Here is a 15,963-nt window from a genome sequence, read left to right on the forward strand (position 1 = left end):
CAACCTAGCTGCCGGCGGTCGCCGCGCGCCGGACGAAGTCGGTGATGCCCTCGGCCTCCTCGACCCGCGAGGTCTCGCCGACGTAGGGCATGTGACCGGTCTCGAACCACGCGTGCTCGATCCGGTCCAGCGCCGCGTCCGGCAGGCGCAGGTGCGCGACCGTGTCCTCGGCGGCGGCATACGGCGTCGCGAGGTCGTAGTAGCCGTACTCGAAGCGGACCCGCAGGTGCGGGTTGGCGCGCATGACCCGCTCCAGCTTGTCGACGACGTTGATCGGCCTGCCCTCGAACTCCTTGTAGGACCAGTGCTCGATCGCGTCCGAGAAGACGGCGTAGGGCAGGTCCAGCTCGGAGCGCAGCTCGGCCCGCAGGTAGTGGTGGATCGCGGCGGCGTACGGGCCCATGATCGCGTCGATGCTCGGGTCGGCGTCCATGCCCTCGGCGATCCCGGAGTGCAGGACACCCCGGATCCGGCCGTCGATCCGGCCGACCGTCTCGCCCCGGTCGCGCAGCAGCTCGGTGCAGAAGCGCCAGTGCTCGGGGCGCAGGTCGCAGCGCTCGACGTAGTCCTGCGACAGCCCGGTCAGGCGCGCCACCTGCGCGGCGACCTCGGCACGCTCGTCGTCGGTGAGCCGGTTGCCCCGCGCCAGCGCCCAGCGGTATGCCCCCGCCGCCAGCTCCTCGGCCTCACCGAGCACCTCGGCGAGCTCCCTGCCCTCGTGCTTGCCGTGGTAGTGCGCGATCGCGGCATACGTCGGGAGGTAGGACAGGCACGCCTCGTCGAACCGCAGGAAGCGGAAGTCCTGGGTGCCGAAGTCGAGCACGCTGGAGATGAGGACCAACCCGTTGAGCTGCATACCGAAGTTCGTGAAGAGGTGCTCGGCCACCGACACCGCCCGGGTGGTGCCGTAGGACTCGCCGGCCAGGAACTTCGGGCTCATCCACCGGTCCTCGCGGGTGCACCACAGCCGGATCAGCTCGGCGACCTGCTCGACGTCCTTCTTCCAGCCGTGGAAGTCCTTGGCCTTGCCGCCCTCGACCGCGCGCGACCACCCGGTCGACATGGGGTCGATGAAGACCAGGTCGGAGGCGCGCAGCAGCGTCTCGGGGTTGTCCGCGAGGGCGTAGGGCGGCGGGGTCGGCTCGTTCGGCTCGCCCGCGACCGCGATGCGCGGACCGAGCACGCCCAGGTGCAGCCACACCGAGCTCGACCCGGGGCCGCCGTTGAAGACGAAGGTGATCGGGCGGGCGACGTCGGGCTTCCCGTCCTCGTCGGTGACGGTGTAGGCCGTGACCGCCAGCTCGCCGCGCGGCGTCCAGCCCTGGAAGACGTCGTCCTTGACCTCCTCCTCGCGGATGACGATGCGTCCGGTGCGGGCGGTATACGTCAGGTCGCCGTCGGCGGTGCCGATCGTGTGCCGCGTCTCGACCAGGACGTCGCGCGGCTCGGGCCGGTCCGTCGTCCCCGTGCCGGTTGAACCGTTATGTGTGGCGTCCTTGGTGGTCTCGTCGCTCATGGCCGCCAGCGTAGGCGGGCGGGTCGAGCGGGCGCCTCCCCCTGTCCGGGATCCCTTGTGGTGTCGACTGGTCGGAGACTAGTCTGATCTGCATGAGCAGCACCGTGGGCGCCTACGACGCCAAGACCCACCTGCCTCGACTCCTCGACGAGGTGGAGCAGGGTGCCACCGTCACCATCACCCGGCACGGGCGTCCGGTCGCCCGGCTCGTCGGGGTGCGCGGCGCCGCCCCCGCCTCGGCCGACCTGGAGTCCGCCTTCGCCGCAGCCCGCGCCGGGCACACCCTCGGGCTGCCCGCTGCCGAGGCCGTGGCCGAGGGTCGACGTTGAGCGGCGTCGTCCTCGACGCGTCGGCAGCGCTGTCCTGGTGCTTCGAGGACGAGTGGACGCCGCAGAGCGACTCCCTGCTGGCGACCGTTCGCGCCGACGGTGCAGTCGTCCCGCCGCTGTGGGACCTGGAGATCGCCAACGCCCTCGCGGGGGCGGAGCGGCGCGGGCGCATCACAGCGGCGCACGCCACCCACCTGGTCGCCCTGCTCGCCCAGCTGCCGATCGAGGTGAGCGAGCACGACCCAGGCATGCCCGAGCTGCTCGCCCAGGCCCGCACGTCCGGCCTCACGGCCCATGACGCCTGCTCTCTGCTCACGGCGATGGCGACCGGGCTCCCCCTCGCCTCGCTGGACGGTCGGCTGCGGGAGGCCGCGGTGGCGCAGGGGGTCACGGTGCTGCCGGGGCTCGCGCCAGCCTGAGACCGCGACTCCTCCGCAGCAGTGCTGCCGATGTCGTGATGCATCACCGCAGAAGCACACCTTCTACGTGAGAGTGGGGCCTACGGCCCGGCGACGACCGGCATACCGGCGCTGTGCTGTGATGAGCGCCATGACCAACCCGCTCCTCGCCCCGTCCACGCTGCCCTTCTCCCTCCCCGACTACGCGACGATGACCGACGCGCACGTGCGCGAGGCGATCGAGGTGGGGATGGCCGAGCAGCTGGACGCGCTGCGCCTGCTCGCCGCCGACCCCGAGCCCGCCACGGTGGCCAACGTCCTGCACGCCTGGGAGACCAGCGGCGCCACCTTGGACCGCACGATGTCCGCCTTCTGGGTCGCCCGGTCCGCCGACACCAACCCCGAGCGCGACGCGATCATGGCCGACTTCGCGCCGCGGCTGGCGGCTCACTCGGACACGATCATGCTCGACCCCGACCTGTATGCCCGGCTCCGGGCGCTGCGCGAGCGCGCCGACGCGGGGGAGGTCGAGCTCGACGAGCAGGACGAGTTCGTGCTCGACGAGCGGCTGCGGGGCTACGAGCGTGGCGGCATCACCCTCGACGAGCCCGGCCAGGCGCGGCTGCGCGAGCTCAACGCCGAGCTGGCGACGCTGTCCACCGAGTTCGACCGGCTGCTGGTCACCGGCCGCGCGGCCGCCGCCGTGCACGTGACCGACGAGGCCCAGCTCGCCGGGCTCGGCGCTGACGACACGGCCGGGCTGCGCGAGGCGGCCCAGGCCGCGGGGCTCGACGGCTGGCTCATCACGCTCACCAACACGACCGGGCAGCCCGTCCTGGACTCGCTGGAGGACCGCAGCCTGCGCGAGCGGGTCTTCCGCGCCTCCGTCGAGCGGGGCCTGAGTGAGGGCGAGCACGACACCCGCGACATCCTGGTGCGCATCGCGCGGCTGCGGGCCGAGCGCGCCACCCTGCTCGGCTACGAGCACCACGCGTCCTACGTCCACCAGGTCGGCTGCGCCCGCACCACGGCGGCCGTCAACGACCTGCTGGCACGGCTCGCGCCGGGGGTCGTGGAGCTCGCGCAGCGCGAGGCCGACGCGCTCGCCGAGCAGCTGCGCACCCTCGACCCGGACGCGACGCTGGAGGCCTGGGACTGGCAGTTCCTCGCCGCGCGCGACTCCGGCGACGCCTTCGACACGGCCCGGCTCACGCCCTACCTCGAGTTCGAGCAGGTACTCACCGAGGGGGTCTTCGCCGCCGCCACCGCGCTCTACGGCATCACCTTCCACGAGCGCGAGGACCTGGTCGGCTACACCGGGGACGCTCGGGTATTCGAGGTGCGGGAGGAGGACGGCACGACGCTCGGGCTGGTCGTCCTCGACCCCTACACCCGGCCGACCAAGAAGGGCGGGGCGTGGATGACGAGCATCGTCGACCAGTCCCACCTGCTCGGCGACCTGCCGGTCGTCACCAACACCTGCAACCTGCCGCCGCCCGCGTCGGGCTCCCCGAGCCTCATGACGTGGACCAACGTCATCACGCTCTTCCACGAGTTCGGGCACGACCTGCACGGGCTGCTCTCCGACGTGCGCTACCCCTCCCGCTCGGGCACCTCGGTCCCGCGCGACTTCGTCGAGTTCCCGAGCCAGGTCAACGAGATCTGGGCCTGGGAGCCGGCGCTCCTGCAGCGGTATGCCCGGCACCACGAGACCGGGGAGCCCGTCCCCGCCGCGTGGGTCGAGCAGCTCGCCGCGAGCCGCACCGAGACCGGCTACCACACGCTGGAGCTGCTCAAGGCGATGATCCTGGACCAGGCCTGGCACCAGACGCCGCTCACCGAGCTGCCCGAGGACGGCTCCGGCGTCGAGGCCTTCGAGGCGGCCGCCCTGGAGCGGTCGGGGGTCGCCTTCCCGCTCGTCCCGCCGCGCTACCGCAGCTCCTACTTCCACCACATCTTCGGCGGGGGTTACTCCGCCGGTTACTACTCCTACCTCTGGTCGGAGGTCATGGACGCCGACACGGTCGCGTGGTTCCGCGAGCAGGGCGACGATGACCACCCCGGGGGGATGACCCGGGCCGCCGGCGAGGTCTTCCGACGGGAGCTGCTGGGGCCCGGCGGGTCCCGCGAGGCCCTCACGACCTACCGGGAGTTCCGCGGCGCCGACCCTGACGTGAGCCATCTGCTGGCCCGGCTCGGGCTCGGTGAGGGCACCCGCTGACGGCGCCGGTGTCGGGCGCCACGCTGCGCCTCGGCGCCATCCCCGGTAGGGTGATGCACCCATCGAGGAAGGTGGTTGATGACGATGAAGTCCTTCCCCCTGATCCCGTATGCCGTGGTCGGCGTGGTGCTCGTGCTGTGGTGGACCTTAACCCAGTCTCTGGTCGCCGCCGGTCTGATTGCCGCGCTGCTCGTCGTGGCCGCGGTCCACATCATCAAGATCACCAGCGGTCCGGGCTCGCTCGGCAGCGCTCAGGACGAGGCCGAGGGCCACGTCCGCGCCAGCTTCCCCGTGCCGCCGGAGCGTCACCGCGGCATCTGAGACAGCCGCTCGAAGCGATCGGGCGGCGGCGACCGGACGACCACAGCGACCAGGAGACCGCACGCTCCTCAGGCCGGTCGGGTCGCCCGCGCCACGGCTGCCGCCGCGAGGTCGTGCACCTGGTGGGTGCGCTCGATCTGGACGTCGTGGAAGCCGACGTCGCGCAGGGTGCGCCGGTAGTCGCTCTCGAGCAGCGCGCCCGCGATGCAGCCGGTCCAGCTCTCCACGTCCGCACGCAGCTCGTCGGTCCACGGGCCCAGTGCGACGACGTCGCTGATCGCCAGCCGACCGCCGGGTCGGAGCACGCGGAAGGCCTCGGCGAGCACGACCCGCCTGTCGGCCGCGAGGTTGATCACGCAGTTGGAGATGACGAGGTCGACGCTGGCGTCCGGGAGCGGCACGTCCTCTAGGTAGGCCTCCAGGAACTCGACGTTGGTCACCCCCGCGTCAGCCGCGTTGCGCTCCGGGGACCTGCCGGCGAAGAGCAGCACGTCCTCGTCGAAGTCGCCGTAGAAGAACTCGAGGTCCTGCTCGACCTCCTGCGCCGGGCCAGCCGTCGCCATCAGCGGGGTGCCGCCCAGCAGCATCACGGTCGCGACGGCGCGGACCGTCACTCGTGTCGTCGACCACATCGTCCTGCTCCTCGTCACGGGGGTGCCGCCGAGGCCGGGTGCCCCGCTCGCGCACGGCGCCAGGGTGGCCCGGTGGCGCAAGAGGAGCGCAAGAAACGTCTCAGCGGCGCTCGGCCTCGATCGCGACAGCGACGTCCCGCATCCGCTGCACGAGCCGGGCCAGGTCCGCCAGCTCGGCGTCGGTGAGCCGGTCCAGCACCAGCTGCCTGCCCAGCCGGGTCGGCACCTCGAGACCGGCCAGCAGCTCCTCCCCCTCGGCGGTGAGCCGCAGCAGCACCCGGCGCCGGTCGGCGGGGTCGTGCTCGCGCTCCACCCAGGCCTTGCCGACGACCCGGTCGACCAGGCCGCTCGTGGTCGCGGTGGAGACACCGAGGTGGCCGGCCAGGTCCTGCCCGGTGATGCCCGGGGTATGCCGGACCAGTGTGAGCACCTGCAGCTGGCGCAGCGTGAGGTCGGCCGGCAGCGGCAGCGGCTCGAGCCAGCGGATCGCGAGCGCGTGCAACTCGGTCTCCGCCTCCGTGAGGCGGCCCAGCAGCGCCGTGCGCTCTCCCGGGTCGGGCGTGGACGTCATACCGAGCGATGCTCCCTGTCGATTCGGCCAAGGGTAATGGTTCGCCTTAGGCTAGACATCCTATGTCGCGCCTCACCCTGTTCAGCGTCCGCAACCGGGCGCTGGTGGCCCTGGCCACCGTCTTCAGCATCCTGGCCGGGCTGTGGTCCGCGGGCAGCCTGCCCCGCGAGCTCTTCCCCTCGCTGCAGTTCCCCGTCCTCGTCGTGGCCACCTCCACACCGGGCTCGAGCACGTCGGTGATCGAGGAGCAGGTGACCGAACCGGTGGAGACCGCCGCCCAAGGGCTCAACGACGTCGTCGAGGTCACCTCCACCAGCACCGACGGCTTCTCAACCGTGATCGTCGAGCTGGACTACGGCACCGAGATCGGCGCGGCGCAGACGGACCTGCAGCGGGCCGTGCTCAGCCTGCCCGACCTGCCGGACTCGGCCACGCCGCAGATCTTCGCGGGCAACATCGACGACTTCCCGATCATCCAGCTCGCCGCCAGCGGCGGCGACGACGCCCGCGACCTCGTCGACCGGCTGGAGCGGGTCGTCATCCCCGACATCGAGGACATCGACGGCGTGCGCTCGGTGACCCTCTCCGGTGTCGCCGACCGGGTGGTCTCGGTCGACCTCGACGAGGAGGCGGCGCAGGAGCAGGGCGTGACCCTCTCGACCGTCACCCAGGTGCTGCAGGCCAACGGGGTGGTCCTGCCCGGCGGGTCGGTGCTCGACGGCGAGACCGAGCTGCCGGTCCAGGTCGGCTCCCGGCTGACCTCGGCCGAGCAGATCGGGCTGCTGCCGATGCTCGGCCAGGAGGCGGCCGCGGCCCAGCAGGCCGCCGCGCAGACGCAGCAGCAGGCGGACGAGGCGCAGCAGGCCGCGGACGACGCTGCTGAGGCGGCGGCCGCCTCACCGCAGGACCCTGAGCTCGCGGCCCAGGCGGCCGCGTCGGCCGCAGCGGCCGAGCAGGCGGCAGCCGCCGCCGAGCAGGCCGGCGAGGTCGAGATCCCCCGGCTGCGCGACGTGGCCACCGTGACGCTGGAGGAGCGGGAGGCGACGGCATACACCCGGACCAACGGCGAGCCGAGCGTCGGCCTCGCGATCACGAAGACGCCCGACGGCAACGCCGTCGAGATCAGCCACGAGCTCGAGGCGTTGCAGGACGAGATCAGCACCGCGCTCGGTGGGGGCGAGCTGGTGACGATCTACGACGGCGCGCCCTTCATCGAGGACTCCATCGAGGACCTCGCGACCGAGGGGCTGCTGGGCCTCGGCTTCGCGATCCTCGTCGTGCTCGTCTTCCTGCTCTCGGTACGGCTCACGCTCGTCACCGCGGTGTCGATCCCGCTGTCCCTGCTCATCGCCCTGGTCGGGCTGCAGGCCGCGGGCTACACCCTCAACATCCTCACCCTCGGCGCGCTGACCATCTCGGTCGGACGCGTCGTGGACGACTCCATCGTCGTCATCGAGAACATCAAGCGGCACATCGGCCGTGGCGACGACCGGCGCACGGCCGTGGTCGAGGCCACGCGCGAGGTCGCCGGCGCGATCACCTCGGCGACGGTCGCCACCGTGGCGGTCTTCCTGCCGCTGGGCTTCGTCGGCGGGCAGGTGGGTGAGCTGTTCCGCCCGTTCGCGGTCACCGTGGCGTTGGCCATGCTGGCCTCGCTGCTCGTGGCGTTGACGATCATCCCCGTCCTCGGCTTCTGGTTCCTCGGACGCCGCACCGGGGGCGGCAAGCACGAGCCGGAGGCACCGCAGACCGAGGAGGAGGACTCCCCCGACCGGCTCCAGCGGGCCTACCTCCCGGTCCTGCGCGCCGCGCTGGGGCGGCCCTGGCTCACCGTGCTGGTCGCCGTCGCGCTGCTCGGCGGCACGGGGTATGCCGCGACCCTGCTCAAGACCGACTTCATCGGGAGCACGGGCGAGAACACGCTGCAGGCGACCCTCACGATGCCGACCGGGACCACGCTGGAGGACACCGACGCGCAGGCGGCGCAGGTGGAGGAGTGGCTGGCCGAGCAGGACGAGGTCGTGACCTCGCAGGTGACCGCGGGGAGCCCCGGCGGCATCGAGGCGGTCTTCCTCGGCAGCGGGGCCAACAGCGCGACCTTCGCGGTGACGCTCGAGGAGGGAGCGGAGGGCGAGGCCTTCGGCGACGAGCTGACCACCGCGGTCGAGCTGCCCGAGGGAGCCACCTTCACGGCTCAGGTCGGCCAGCAGGGCGGGCCGTCCGCCGCCGGGCTGGAGGTGCAGGTACAGGGTCAGGACGTCGAGGACCTCCGGGAGACCGCCGACGAGGTGACGGCGCTCATGTCCGACGCCGGCGCGCTGGACGTGAGCAACAACCTCACCGAGACCGTGCCCGCGCTGCAGGTGCGGGTCGACCGTGCGGCCGCGGCGGAGGCCGGGATCGCCGAGGCCCAACTCGGGCAGGTCATCCAGGCCGCGACCGACGGGGCGACCGTCGGGCAGGTCGAGATCGACGCCAGCCAGGTCGACGTCGTGGTCAGCGACGGCCAGGTCGACGACCTCGACACGCTGCGCGAGCTGGAGGTCGGCAGCGGGGCCGACGGTGGAGCCGTGAGGCTCGGCGACGTGGCCGAGCTGGAGACGGTCGAGGAGGCGGTGAGCATCACCCGCATCGACGGGCTGCGCGCCGCGACGGTGAGCGGCCGCTCCACGGCCGACGACCTCGGTGCGCTCACGGCCGACCTGCAGCAGCGGATCGACGACCTGGAGACGCCCGAGGGCGTGCAGGTCTCGCTCGGCGGGGTCAGCGCCGACCAGGAGGAGGCCTTCGCCGCCCTCGGCCTGGCGCTCGTGGCCGCGATCGCGATCGTCTACCTCGTCATGGTGGCGACCTTCAACTCCTTGGTCCAGCCGCTCATCCTGCTCGTGTCGGTGCCCTTCGCGGCGACCGGCTCGATCGGGCTGCTGCTGCTCACCGACACCCCGCTGGACATCGCGTCCATGGTCGGGCTGCTCATGCTCATCGGCATCGTCGTGACCAACGCGATCGTGCTCATCGACCTCGTCAACCAGTACCGTGCCCGCGGTCTGGAGCGCACCGACGCGGTCGTGGAGGGGGCCCGGCACCGGTTCCGGCCGATCGTCATGACGGCGGCGGCGACGATCCTGGCGCTCACCCCGATGGCCTTCGCGATCACCGGGGGGGGCCTTCATCTCCCAGCCGCTGGCCATCGTGGTCATCGGGGGCCTCATCTCCTCGACGGCCCTCACGCTCATCCTCGTGCCGGTGCTCTACGAGCTGGTGGGCCGCGGGGCTGCCCGGGTCGCCCGGGTGGGTCGGCGCGAGGATGAGAAGAGCGGGCCCGAGCGGCGCGACGAGGCGGCCGAGCAGCCCGCCTGAGCGGCTGGGGCTGACGGTTGGCTCGGCGCACCTGTGAGGTACCTGCTGGACACCAGCGTGGTGTCCGCGCTGCGGGTCCGGGGAAGAGACCGCGCTCTCGAGGCGTGGGCCACATCGGTGCCGTTCGGCGATCACTTCGTGTCGGCGTTCACGATCGCCGAGATCGAGCGCGGCGTGATCGCGAAGGGGAGCGCGCCGACCCGCGGCAGGGGGAGGTCCTGCGTCGGTGGTTCGAGGACCATGTCGTTCCTGCGTTCGCGGGTCGCGTGCTGGCCTTCGACCTGGCCGCGGCACGCATCCTCGCCGGGTATCGAGTGCCCGAGCGCTGTCAGTCGGTGAGGCGCGGGCTGCGGTATGCCCAGGGCTTGGCGGGGCGCCCGCAGCGCCAGACGGCGTAGGCCTGGGCGGGACGGCCACGCACGCCGCTGACGTGGGCGTCGACGGCCTGTGCCGACGACGGCTCGTCCAGGAGCTCGCTGAGGGGGTGCGCCGACCACCCCTCCCGTTCTCCCGCCAGCCAGGCCGACAGCAGCGCACCACCCAGCGGCCCGAGCTCGTCCAGCGACAGATGGGGCGCGGCCCAGAGGGCGAGGACGGTGCCACGGGGTCGCGCCTCGCTCACCCGTGCCATGACCCGGTCGAGCCGGGTCCTGGCAAGAGCCGAGCGCAGACCCCGTGAGCCGGTGAGCAGCCCGAGCCCGGCCGCCTCTGCCCGCCCCAGGCCCAGCGCCAGCGCGCTGAGCCCGTCGAGATCGTGGCGCGGGTGCCGCTCGCTCAGCCGCAGCCACCCGGCCAGCTCCTGCGCCGGGGGCCCGGTGAGGGTGTGCGCTGTCGCACCGGGAAGGAGGTCGTCGACCAGGTCGTCCGGCAGCGCCAGCAACCCGGTGCCCTCCGGCAGGCCCGCGATCCGGGCGATCTGCGTGACCTGCGCGGTGGTGGGTCGCTCCGCGTAGGCCGCGCGCACGGTCGACCGCTTGTGCAGCTCGGCGAGCGACCACGGTGGGCCCGATCCTGTGTCCGGGGCGCTCCCCTCGGTCAGCCGGAAGGTGGCCGCCGTTCTGGCGTCCACGTCCACGTCCCAGTCGATCTGCGCCTCGAGCCCGAGGTCGGCCGCGACCACCTCCACCGACAGCGCGAGCGACCCGAGCGAGAGCAGCAGGTCGCGCCGCGTCGCGTCCGCGACGGGCAGCTCGCGATCGGCGTGCCAACCGAGGAGCAGGGTGGTGTCGTCGAGCGCCCGCAGGTCCCACGGCTGGGTGTTGTGGGCGCTGGGTGCCCGCCCCCAGTCGGCGGACCGCGCGAGCAGCCGCGCCGCCGGTGACCCGGGCCGTGCCCGTCCACGCGCGACCGGCGCCCCGGGCAGGGTCCCCTCCCGCGCGGCCTCTCCCCCTCCGGTGTCCTCGGCCGCGGCATCGACGGCCCGGGTGTAGAAGCAGGTCCCGTGCAGCGGTGCCCCTCCCATGGCGCGGAACTGCGCCTGCGACCCGACGTTGTCGTCCTCGACGAAGGTCACCCGCAGCGAGGCATACCCTCCGGCCTGCAACCCTTCCAGCAGCTCGCGGGACAGCCACCGCATGAGGCCCTGCCCGCGGGCGCCCGGCACGGTCCCCTTGATGATGAGCACCGCGTCGCGGCGGTAGCGGCCCTTGGTCACGAGCAGCCGCGCCATGTCCACGGGCGAGAGACGGCCGCCGGTGGAGCGCACGAAGGCGGTGAGGTCGGGCACGACGAGCACGAAGGCGACCGGTTGCCCGTCCTGCTCCAGCCACAGCAGCAGCCGTTCGTCGAGGAGGTGCGCCAGCCCGTCGGTCGCCGCGGCGAGCTCGTCGGCCTCGATGTGGGTGTAGTAGCCGAGCTCGGCGAACGAGGCGTTGAGCATCTGGCGCAGGAGCGGGAGCTGCTCGGCCAGGCGCCGCCGGTCCGCGCGGCGCAGCACGATGCCCTCGGGGAGCCGATCCACCGGGAAGACCTCGGCCGGGTCCATCGCTCCGAGGTCGCGGCAGACCCAGGTCGTCCCCTTCCAGATCCGCTCGAAACCCAGCGCCTCCCAGTCCCTCGGGTAGTGGGGCGGGCTCCACGGCCCGTCGAGGAAGCCCGGCTCGTCCCAGCCGGAGGTCACCACCCCACCGACCTGGTTCGGCAGCAGCGAGACCGGCCCCAGGAGCCGGGTGCGTCCGCGCTGCCGCGCGACCGCCTCGGCATACCGGACCATGGCGGTGAGCGCCGCCTCGCCGGCGAACTCGGTGGCCCCGAGCAGCAGGGTCGGCTCGCCGAGCTTCTCGTCCATCCGGGCGTCGGTGTGCAGGGTCGTGCGGCCGGCCACCGCGCCCCACGGGTCACGGACGACGACGAGCTCGACGGGCCCGTGCTCGCGGTGCGGCCCCTGGCCGGTGAACCACGAGCGGATCGTGCTGTGCCACAACGGCACCCCGTGCGTCTCCCGTCGGGTGCCCCAGGGGTGCACCGTGAGGAAGTCGCGCAGGTCGGCGCGGGTGCGCACCGGCTCGACCCGCAGGTCCTCAGCCCTGGCCTCCGTCGGCTCCCCCTCCGCTGCGGCGTGGGGGCCGTCGGGCGAGCGCGGGGCTGGGGAGCTGGTGGTGGGTTGGCCCGGTCGCCGGCCGTCATGGGCGCGCACCACGGTCGGCCCCACCTTCTCGGCTCCGATCGGGGTGAACCGCTCGATGTGGCGCATCAGGTGGTCCTCGGCGCGCCACACCCCGTTGCTGTAGCCGTCGGGGTGGGCGTGGTGCTCCTGCACGTCGCACCTCCCGACCGCCCGCTCCACGGTATGCCGCGCCGCCGCCGCCTGCTCCGGCGACGCGAACCACGCCACCACCCCGGCCGGACGGGCGCCGTCGAGCAGCCACTCGCGGCGCACCAGCCCCTCGGCCCGGCGCACCGCCCGGGCCGCCCCGGCGAGCCAGCGCGGCGAGGCTCGACCCGAGGCGGGGGCGAGCGTCAGCATCGCCGAGGCCTGCGCCACGGGCGGGGCGTGGGAGAAGTCACGGGTGCGCATCGGCACCCGTCTCGACGTCGGGGGCCGGAGCCGTCGCGGTGAGCGCGCTGTCCGCACGCCCGTCCGGAGCACCTGGCAGCTCGTAGAGCCGGATGTAACCGCCGGTGGCGTTCTCCGTGCCGTCGGTCACCCACTGCATGAGCTCACGGTGGACACCGCTGCGGGCGAAGCGCATGAGATCCTCGCGGGTCGCGAACCAGCCGATGGTCCCGAGCGTGAAGGGCGGGTCGTAGTAGACCTGGTGGTGGACGTAGCCGGGCATCCGCCGCATCTGTCGCACCATCGCGCGCCACCGCGGGGCGAGCCGCGCCCAGGCGAGCGGGGAGGCATACCTCGTGGCGCCGACGAAGACGGCCCCGGCCCGCTCCATCAGGCCGGACCCGAGAGGTAGACCCGCTTGAGCTTGTCCGGGAGGTCGGCGAAGGGCCCGGTGCCCGCGTCGTGCACCCGCACCTCGATGTCTTCGCTGCGGTCGCTCTCCTCCAGCGACTGCGCGAAGTCGCGGCTCGTCCGGGCGAGGTAGTCGACGACGCCCTCGCGGACCTCCGCGGCCAGCGCCACCCGGCCCGGCGCGTCCACGTCCACCCCCTCGCGCAGCTCGAGGTGGATCGTCGGCTGCTGCCGGGTCGCGTCACCCTCGACGTCCTCCAGCGTCAGCGTGAAGGAGCCGATCTGGGCGGCCCGGCGCGGGTCGGTGTAGAGGCCGTTCTCCACGTCCTGCGGGTAGATGTTGGCGCCCATGAAGGAGATCGTGGCGTCGGCCCGGCCGAAGAGCAGCAGCAGCGGCAGCTTCATCCCCTGCTTGGCGAAGGCCTCCCGGGCCGGGGCCTGCCACTGCGGCTGGCTGCGCAGCACCGCGGCCAGGTCGTGCCAGTCCATGAGCCGCGCCTCGTCGCCGATGTTGTAGCGCAGCTTGGGCGAGAGCACCGCGGTCGAGGTGAGCGTGCAGAGCAGCTGCCCCTCCTCGGTGGTCTCGAGGTAGGTCTCCAGCGGGTTGTACTGGAAGATCATCGGGGTCCGCGACTCCCCCGGGCCGAGCACTGCCTCGCGCAGGTCGTGGTCCTGCAGCAGCGCGCGCCGCAGCCACACAGTGAGGTCGGTCTCGCCGCCGATGCCGATGGTGAGGTCGGACGCGCCGTAGCCGGAGCGGACGGTGAGGAAGCGCTCCTCGCAGTAGTCGCGCAGCGCCTCGGTCATGCCCTCCCCGCCGACCAGGCCGTGCATCCGCCAGGCCGGCCAGTCCCAGCCCTCGGCGTCGAGCCGGTCGCGCAAATCCTTGAGGAAGGGCGGGTAGGCCGCGACCAGGTAGGTGAAGCCGGGCCCGAAGTGGCGCAGCGTGTCGACGATCTTGTCCAGGTCGGGCCCGGTGTTCTTCACCATCGCGATCTTGGCCATCGCGATGCCGGTGTTGGTCCCGGTCGCCCACGCGCCCATGGAGTAGGCGTTGACGACGAAGAGCCGCTCCTCGTCCCGCATCATCAACGCGGTGAAGCCGGCGACGTTGCGGTGGATGTCGGCGAGCTCGTCCCGGCCACGGACCCAGTTGAAGGGGGTGCCGGAGCTGCCCGAGCTCTCGTCCACCAGCGTCCCCCGCAGCTCCAGGCGACCGGCGCGCGTGCGGGCGGCCTCGTCATACCGCTGGACGTAGCCCGACTTGTCCGTCGGCGGGTAGTTGGTGAGATCCCACCAGCGGAAGCGCCAGTCGTGCTCGGCCAGGTGCTGGCGGTATGCCGGCACGTGCAGCGACCCGAGCTGGCAGGTCATCCACGCGTGCAGCCGGGCGAAGTCGCCCATCCACGGCTGGTAGTGGGTCGCGGTGAAACGCCAGGTGGCCGGGTGCACCTTGTAGAGGCTGTAGGTGGTGGTGAGCGCCCGCGTCCCCGCGCGCAGGGTGCCGCGCCGGGCCGCGGTGAGCGGCCGACTCATCCAGACCTTCTCCCCCACGTCCCGCCAGCGCATGACGAGACTCTAGCCTGCTGCCGCCGGGAGCCGGGGCGAGCGCGCACCACCGTGCGACGATGGTCGGGCTCCACCCCCGGGGGACCACCACGGGAGGCACGCACCCCGTCGGAGGCACCCGCGATGGCCCGCACCACCCGCACCACCCGCACGCTCCTGCCGCTCGCCGCGCTGGCCACCGCTGTCGGGCTCGGCGCCTGCACCGGGCAGGAGCAGCCGGTCGCCCCCACCGGTGAGGCCAGCACCGAGGCCCCCGCCGCCACCTCGCCCGAGGTCACCGCGGAGCCCACCCCGGACGTCCCGCTGGGCGAGAGCTATCCCGTCCCCGACGACCTCGACCGCGCCCTGCCGGAGTCCGTGGACACGCTGGAGGGTCCGTCGGGGCAGAGCTTCGACCTCACCGGCGTCCACCGGCTGGGTGCCGACCGGGTGGTCGTGAGCGGCGTCGTCACGCTGGAGGACGGTGGCTCGGACACCATCGACCCGCACGAGTGGCGGGAGGAGGGCTACCCCGAGATCTCGCTGGCCCGCGGCTTCGAGTTCGCGCCCTTCGTGCTCACCGTCGAGGGCGACGAGGCGCGCTACCTGCCGGTGCGCGCGGCGGACGACGCCTGCCTGTGCAGCGTGCTCCGGCCCGGCTTCCAGGAGGGTGGGGCCGAGCTGCCGGTGATGACGGTGATGTCCGCGCCGGCCGACGCCGAGAGCGTGGACCTGGAGATGCCGGGATTCGGCGAGCTCACCGACGTCCCCGTGGCCCCGATCCCCGACGCAGGCGGCACCAGCTCCGCGTGGGGCAAGACCGAGGCGTTGACGGTGCGCTCCGCGACCCGGGCGGACGGCGTCGTCACCGCCCGGGTGACGGTGGGAATGCCCGAGGATGCCTCGGGCTACGGCTACGGCGTCTACAACTTCGGGCAGGAGCAGCTGTGCTTCGCCGGGCTCAACGCCGCCGGCGCGACCAGCCTGGCCGGGAAGCCCACGGTGGAGGGCGAGGACTGCGTGCGCGGGATGCTGCCCGCGGCCGGCGAGGCCGTGGACCTCGAGGTGAGCATGCCGGACCCCGGCACCGACGAGCTCGTGCTGCTCCCGTGGAACGGCTACCCCGTGACCGTCGAGCCCACCGGCGAGCCCCAGGAGGGGTCGGGCGAGACCCTCGTCGCGTATGACGCTCGCACCAGGACCGAGGGCGCCACCGTCGCGCAGGGCCAGGAGGTGAGCGTCAGCCTGGACACCTCTGTCCTGTTCGACTTCGGCGAGTCGACGCTCACCAGCGAGGCCACGGAGACGCTCGCCGTGGCGGTCGAGGCGCTGGAGCAGCAGGAGGGTCGCTCGCTGACCATCGAGGGGCATACCGACACCCAGGGCGAGGAAGAGTTCAACCAGCAGCTGTCGGTCGAGCGTGCCGAGGCGGTGGGTGACGCGCTCGCCGGGGAGCTGGGCGAGGGGTGGACCTTCTCGGTCGAGGGCTACGGCGAGGAGCAGCTGCTCGTGGAGGAGCAGGGCGGCCCCGAGGAGGTCGAGGAGGCCCAGGCGCGCAACCGCCGGGTCGAGATCACCGTCGGGGACTGAGTCGGTTCGCGACGTCTGCCGGTCTCAGGGGCAACCACCCGCGGCGCTCGGTGGGGTCAGGGGCAACCACT

12 protein-coding genes and 1 pseudogene are annotated in these 15,963 nt (G+C 72.9%); 7 read left to right on the forward strand and 6 right to left on the reverse strand.

Annotated elements, in window-relative coordinates; translation table 11 throughout:
* Nucleotides 1-4: 4 nt before the first annotated feature.
* Entirely contained in the window at nucleotides 5-1,516 is a 1,512-nt protein-coding gene (locus tag FU792_RS15030) for a S10 family peptidase (RefSeq protein WP_022925802.1), read from the reverse strand.
* Nucleotides 1,517-1,608: 92 nt separating this feature from the next.
* On the opposite strand from FU792_RS15030, the gene FU792_RS15035 reads away from it, so the two are divergent.
* The 4 genes from FU792_RS15035 to FU792_RS15050 all read left to right on the forward strand — a co-directional run bounded on the left by FU792_RS15035 (nucleotide 1,609) and on the right by FU792_RS15050 (nucleotide 4,785).
* Nucleotides 1,609-1,845, forward strand: coding sequence for a type II toxin-antitoxin system Phd/YefM family antitoxin (locus tag FU792_RS15035; RefSeq protein WP_022925803.1), 237 nt, complete (start codon nucleotides 1,609-1,611; stop codon nucleotides 1,843-1,845).
* Nucleotides 1,842-2,264 carry a type II toxin-antitoxin system VapC family toxin gene (locus FU792_RS15040; protein ID WP_022925804.1) on the forward strand — a complete coding sequence of 141 codons (423 nt, stop codon included), beginning with the start codon at nucleotides 1,842-1,844 and terminating at the stop codon, nucleotides 2,262-2,264. The genes FU792_RS15035 and FU792_RS15040 overlap by 4 nt, the downstream gene beginning before the upstream one ends.
* A 130-nt stretch (nucleotides 2,265-2,394) precedes the next feature.
* On the forward strand, nucleotides 2,395-4,464 hold the full coding sequence (locus FU792_RS15045; protein WP_022925805.1) for a M3 family metallopeptidase: 2,070 nt from the start codon (nucleotides 2,395-2,397) through the stop codon (nucleotides 4,462-4,464).
* Nucleotides 4,465-4,548: 84 nt separating this feature from the next.
* Complete coding sequence (locus tag FU792_RS15050) at nucleotides 4,549-4,785, forward strand: hypothetical protein (protein WP_149814873.1); 237 nt, start codon at nucleotides 4,549-4,551, stop codon at nucleotides 4,783-4,785.
* Nucleotides 4,786-4,853: 68 nt separating this feature from the next.
* On the opposite strand, the gene FU792_RS15055 is transcribed toward FU792_RS15050, so the two are convergent.
* Together FU792_RS15055 and FU792_RS15060 are read right to left on the reverse strand one after the other, a co-directional pair.
* Complete coding sequence (locus FU792_RS15055; protein ID WP_084485228.1) at nucleotides 4,854-5,417, reverse strand: methyltransferase domain-containing protein; 564 nt, start codon at nucleotides 5,415-5,417, stop codon at nucleotides 4,854-4,856.
* A 100-nt stretch (nucleotides 5,418-5,517) separates the two neighbouring features.
* Nucleotides 5,518-5,988: a MarR family winged helix-turn-helix transcriptional regulator gene (locus FU792_RS15060; protein ID WP_022925808.1), complete on the reverse strand. Its 471-nt coding sequence runs from the start codon at nucleotides 5,986-5,988 to the stop codon at nucleotides 5,518-5,520.
* A 62-nt stretch (nucleotides 5,989-6,050) separates the two neighbouring features.
* Here FU792_RS15060 and FU792_RS15065 point away from each other — a divergent pair.
* Together FU792_RS15065 and FU792_RS18630 are read left to right on the forward strand one after the other, a co-directional pair.
* Nucleotides 6,051-9,089: pseudogene (locus tag FU792_RS15065) on the forward strand (efflux RND transporter permease subunit); the annotation flags it as partial.
* Nucleotides 9,090-9,180: 91 nt separating this feature from the next.
* Entirely contained in the window at nucleotides 9,181-9,348 is a 168-nt protein-coding gene (locus FU792_RS18630) for a hypothetical protein (protein ID WP_275100727.1), read from the forward strand.
* A 328-nt stretch (nucleotides 9,349-9,676) separates the two neighbouring features.
* On the opposite strand, the gene FU792_RS17415 is transcribed toward FU792_RS18630, so the two are convergent.
* The 3 genes from FU792_RS17415 to FU792_RS15085 are packed head-to-tail and all read right to left on the reverse strand — an operon-like array spanning nucleotide 9,677 to nucleotide 14,323.
* Entirely contained in the window at nucleotides 9,677-12,364 is a 2,688-nt protein-coding gene (locus tag FU792_RS17415; RefSeq protein WP_202804762.1) for a nitroreductase family protein, read from the reverse strand.
* On the reverse strand, nucleotides 12,351-12,734 hold the full coding sequence (locus tag FU792_RS15080; protein ID WP_022925812.1) for a hypothetical protein: 384 nt from the start codon (nucleotides 12,732-12,734) through the stop codon (nucleotides 12,351-12,353). Before FU792_RS15080 ends, FU792_RS17415 begins: the two co-directional genes overlap by 14 nt.
* Nucleotides 12,734-14,323 carry a phenylacetate--CoA ligase family protein gene (locus tag FU792_RS15085; RefSeq protein WP_022925813.1) on the reverse strand — a complete coding sequence of 530 codons (1,590 nt, stop codon included), beginning with the start codon at nucleotides 14,321-14,323 and terminating at the stop codon, nucleotides 12,734-12,736. The genes FU792_RS15080 and FU792_RS15085 overlap by 1 nt, the downstream gene beginning before the upstream one ends.
* A gap of 123 nt (nucleotides 14,324-14,446) precedes the next feature.
* Between FU792_RS15085 and FU792_RS15090 the strand changes: the two genes are divergently transcribed.
* A complete protein-coding gene (locus tag FU792_RS15090) occupies nucleotides 14,447-15,892 on the forward strand; it encodes an OmpA family protein (protein WP_022925814.1) in 1,446 nt (481 codons plus the stop codon).
* The last annotated feature ends 71 nt before the right edge of the window (nucleotides 15,893-15,963 follow it).

The organism is Serinicoccus marinus DSM 15273 (assembly GCF_008386315.1).
GTDB classification, from domain to species: domain Bacteria; phylum Actinomycetota; class Actinomycetes; order Actinomycetales; family Dermatophilaceae; genus Ornithinicoccus; species Ornithinicoccus marinus.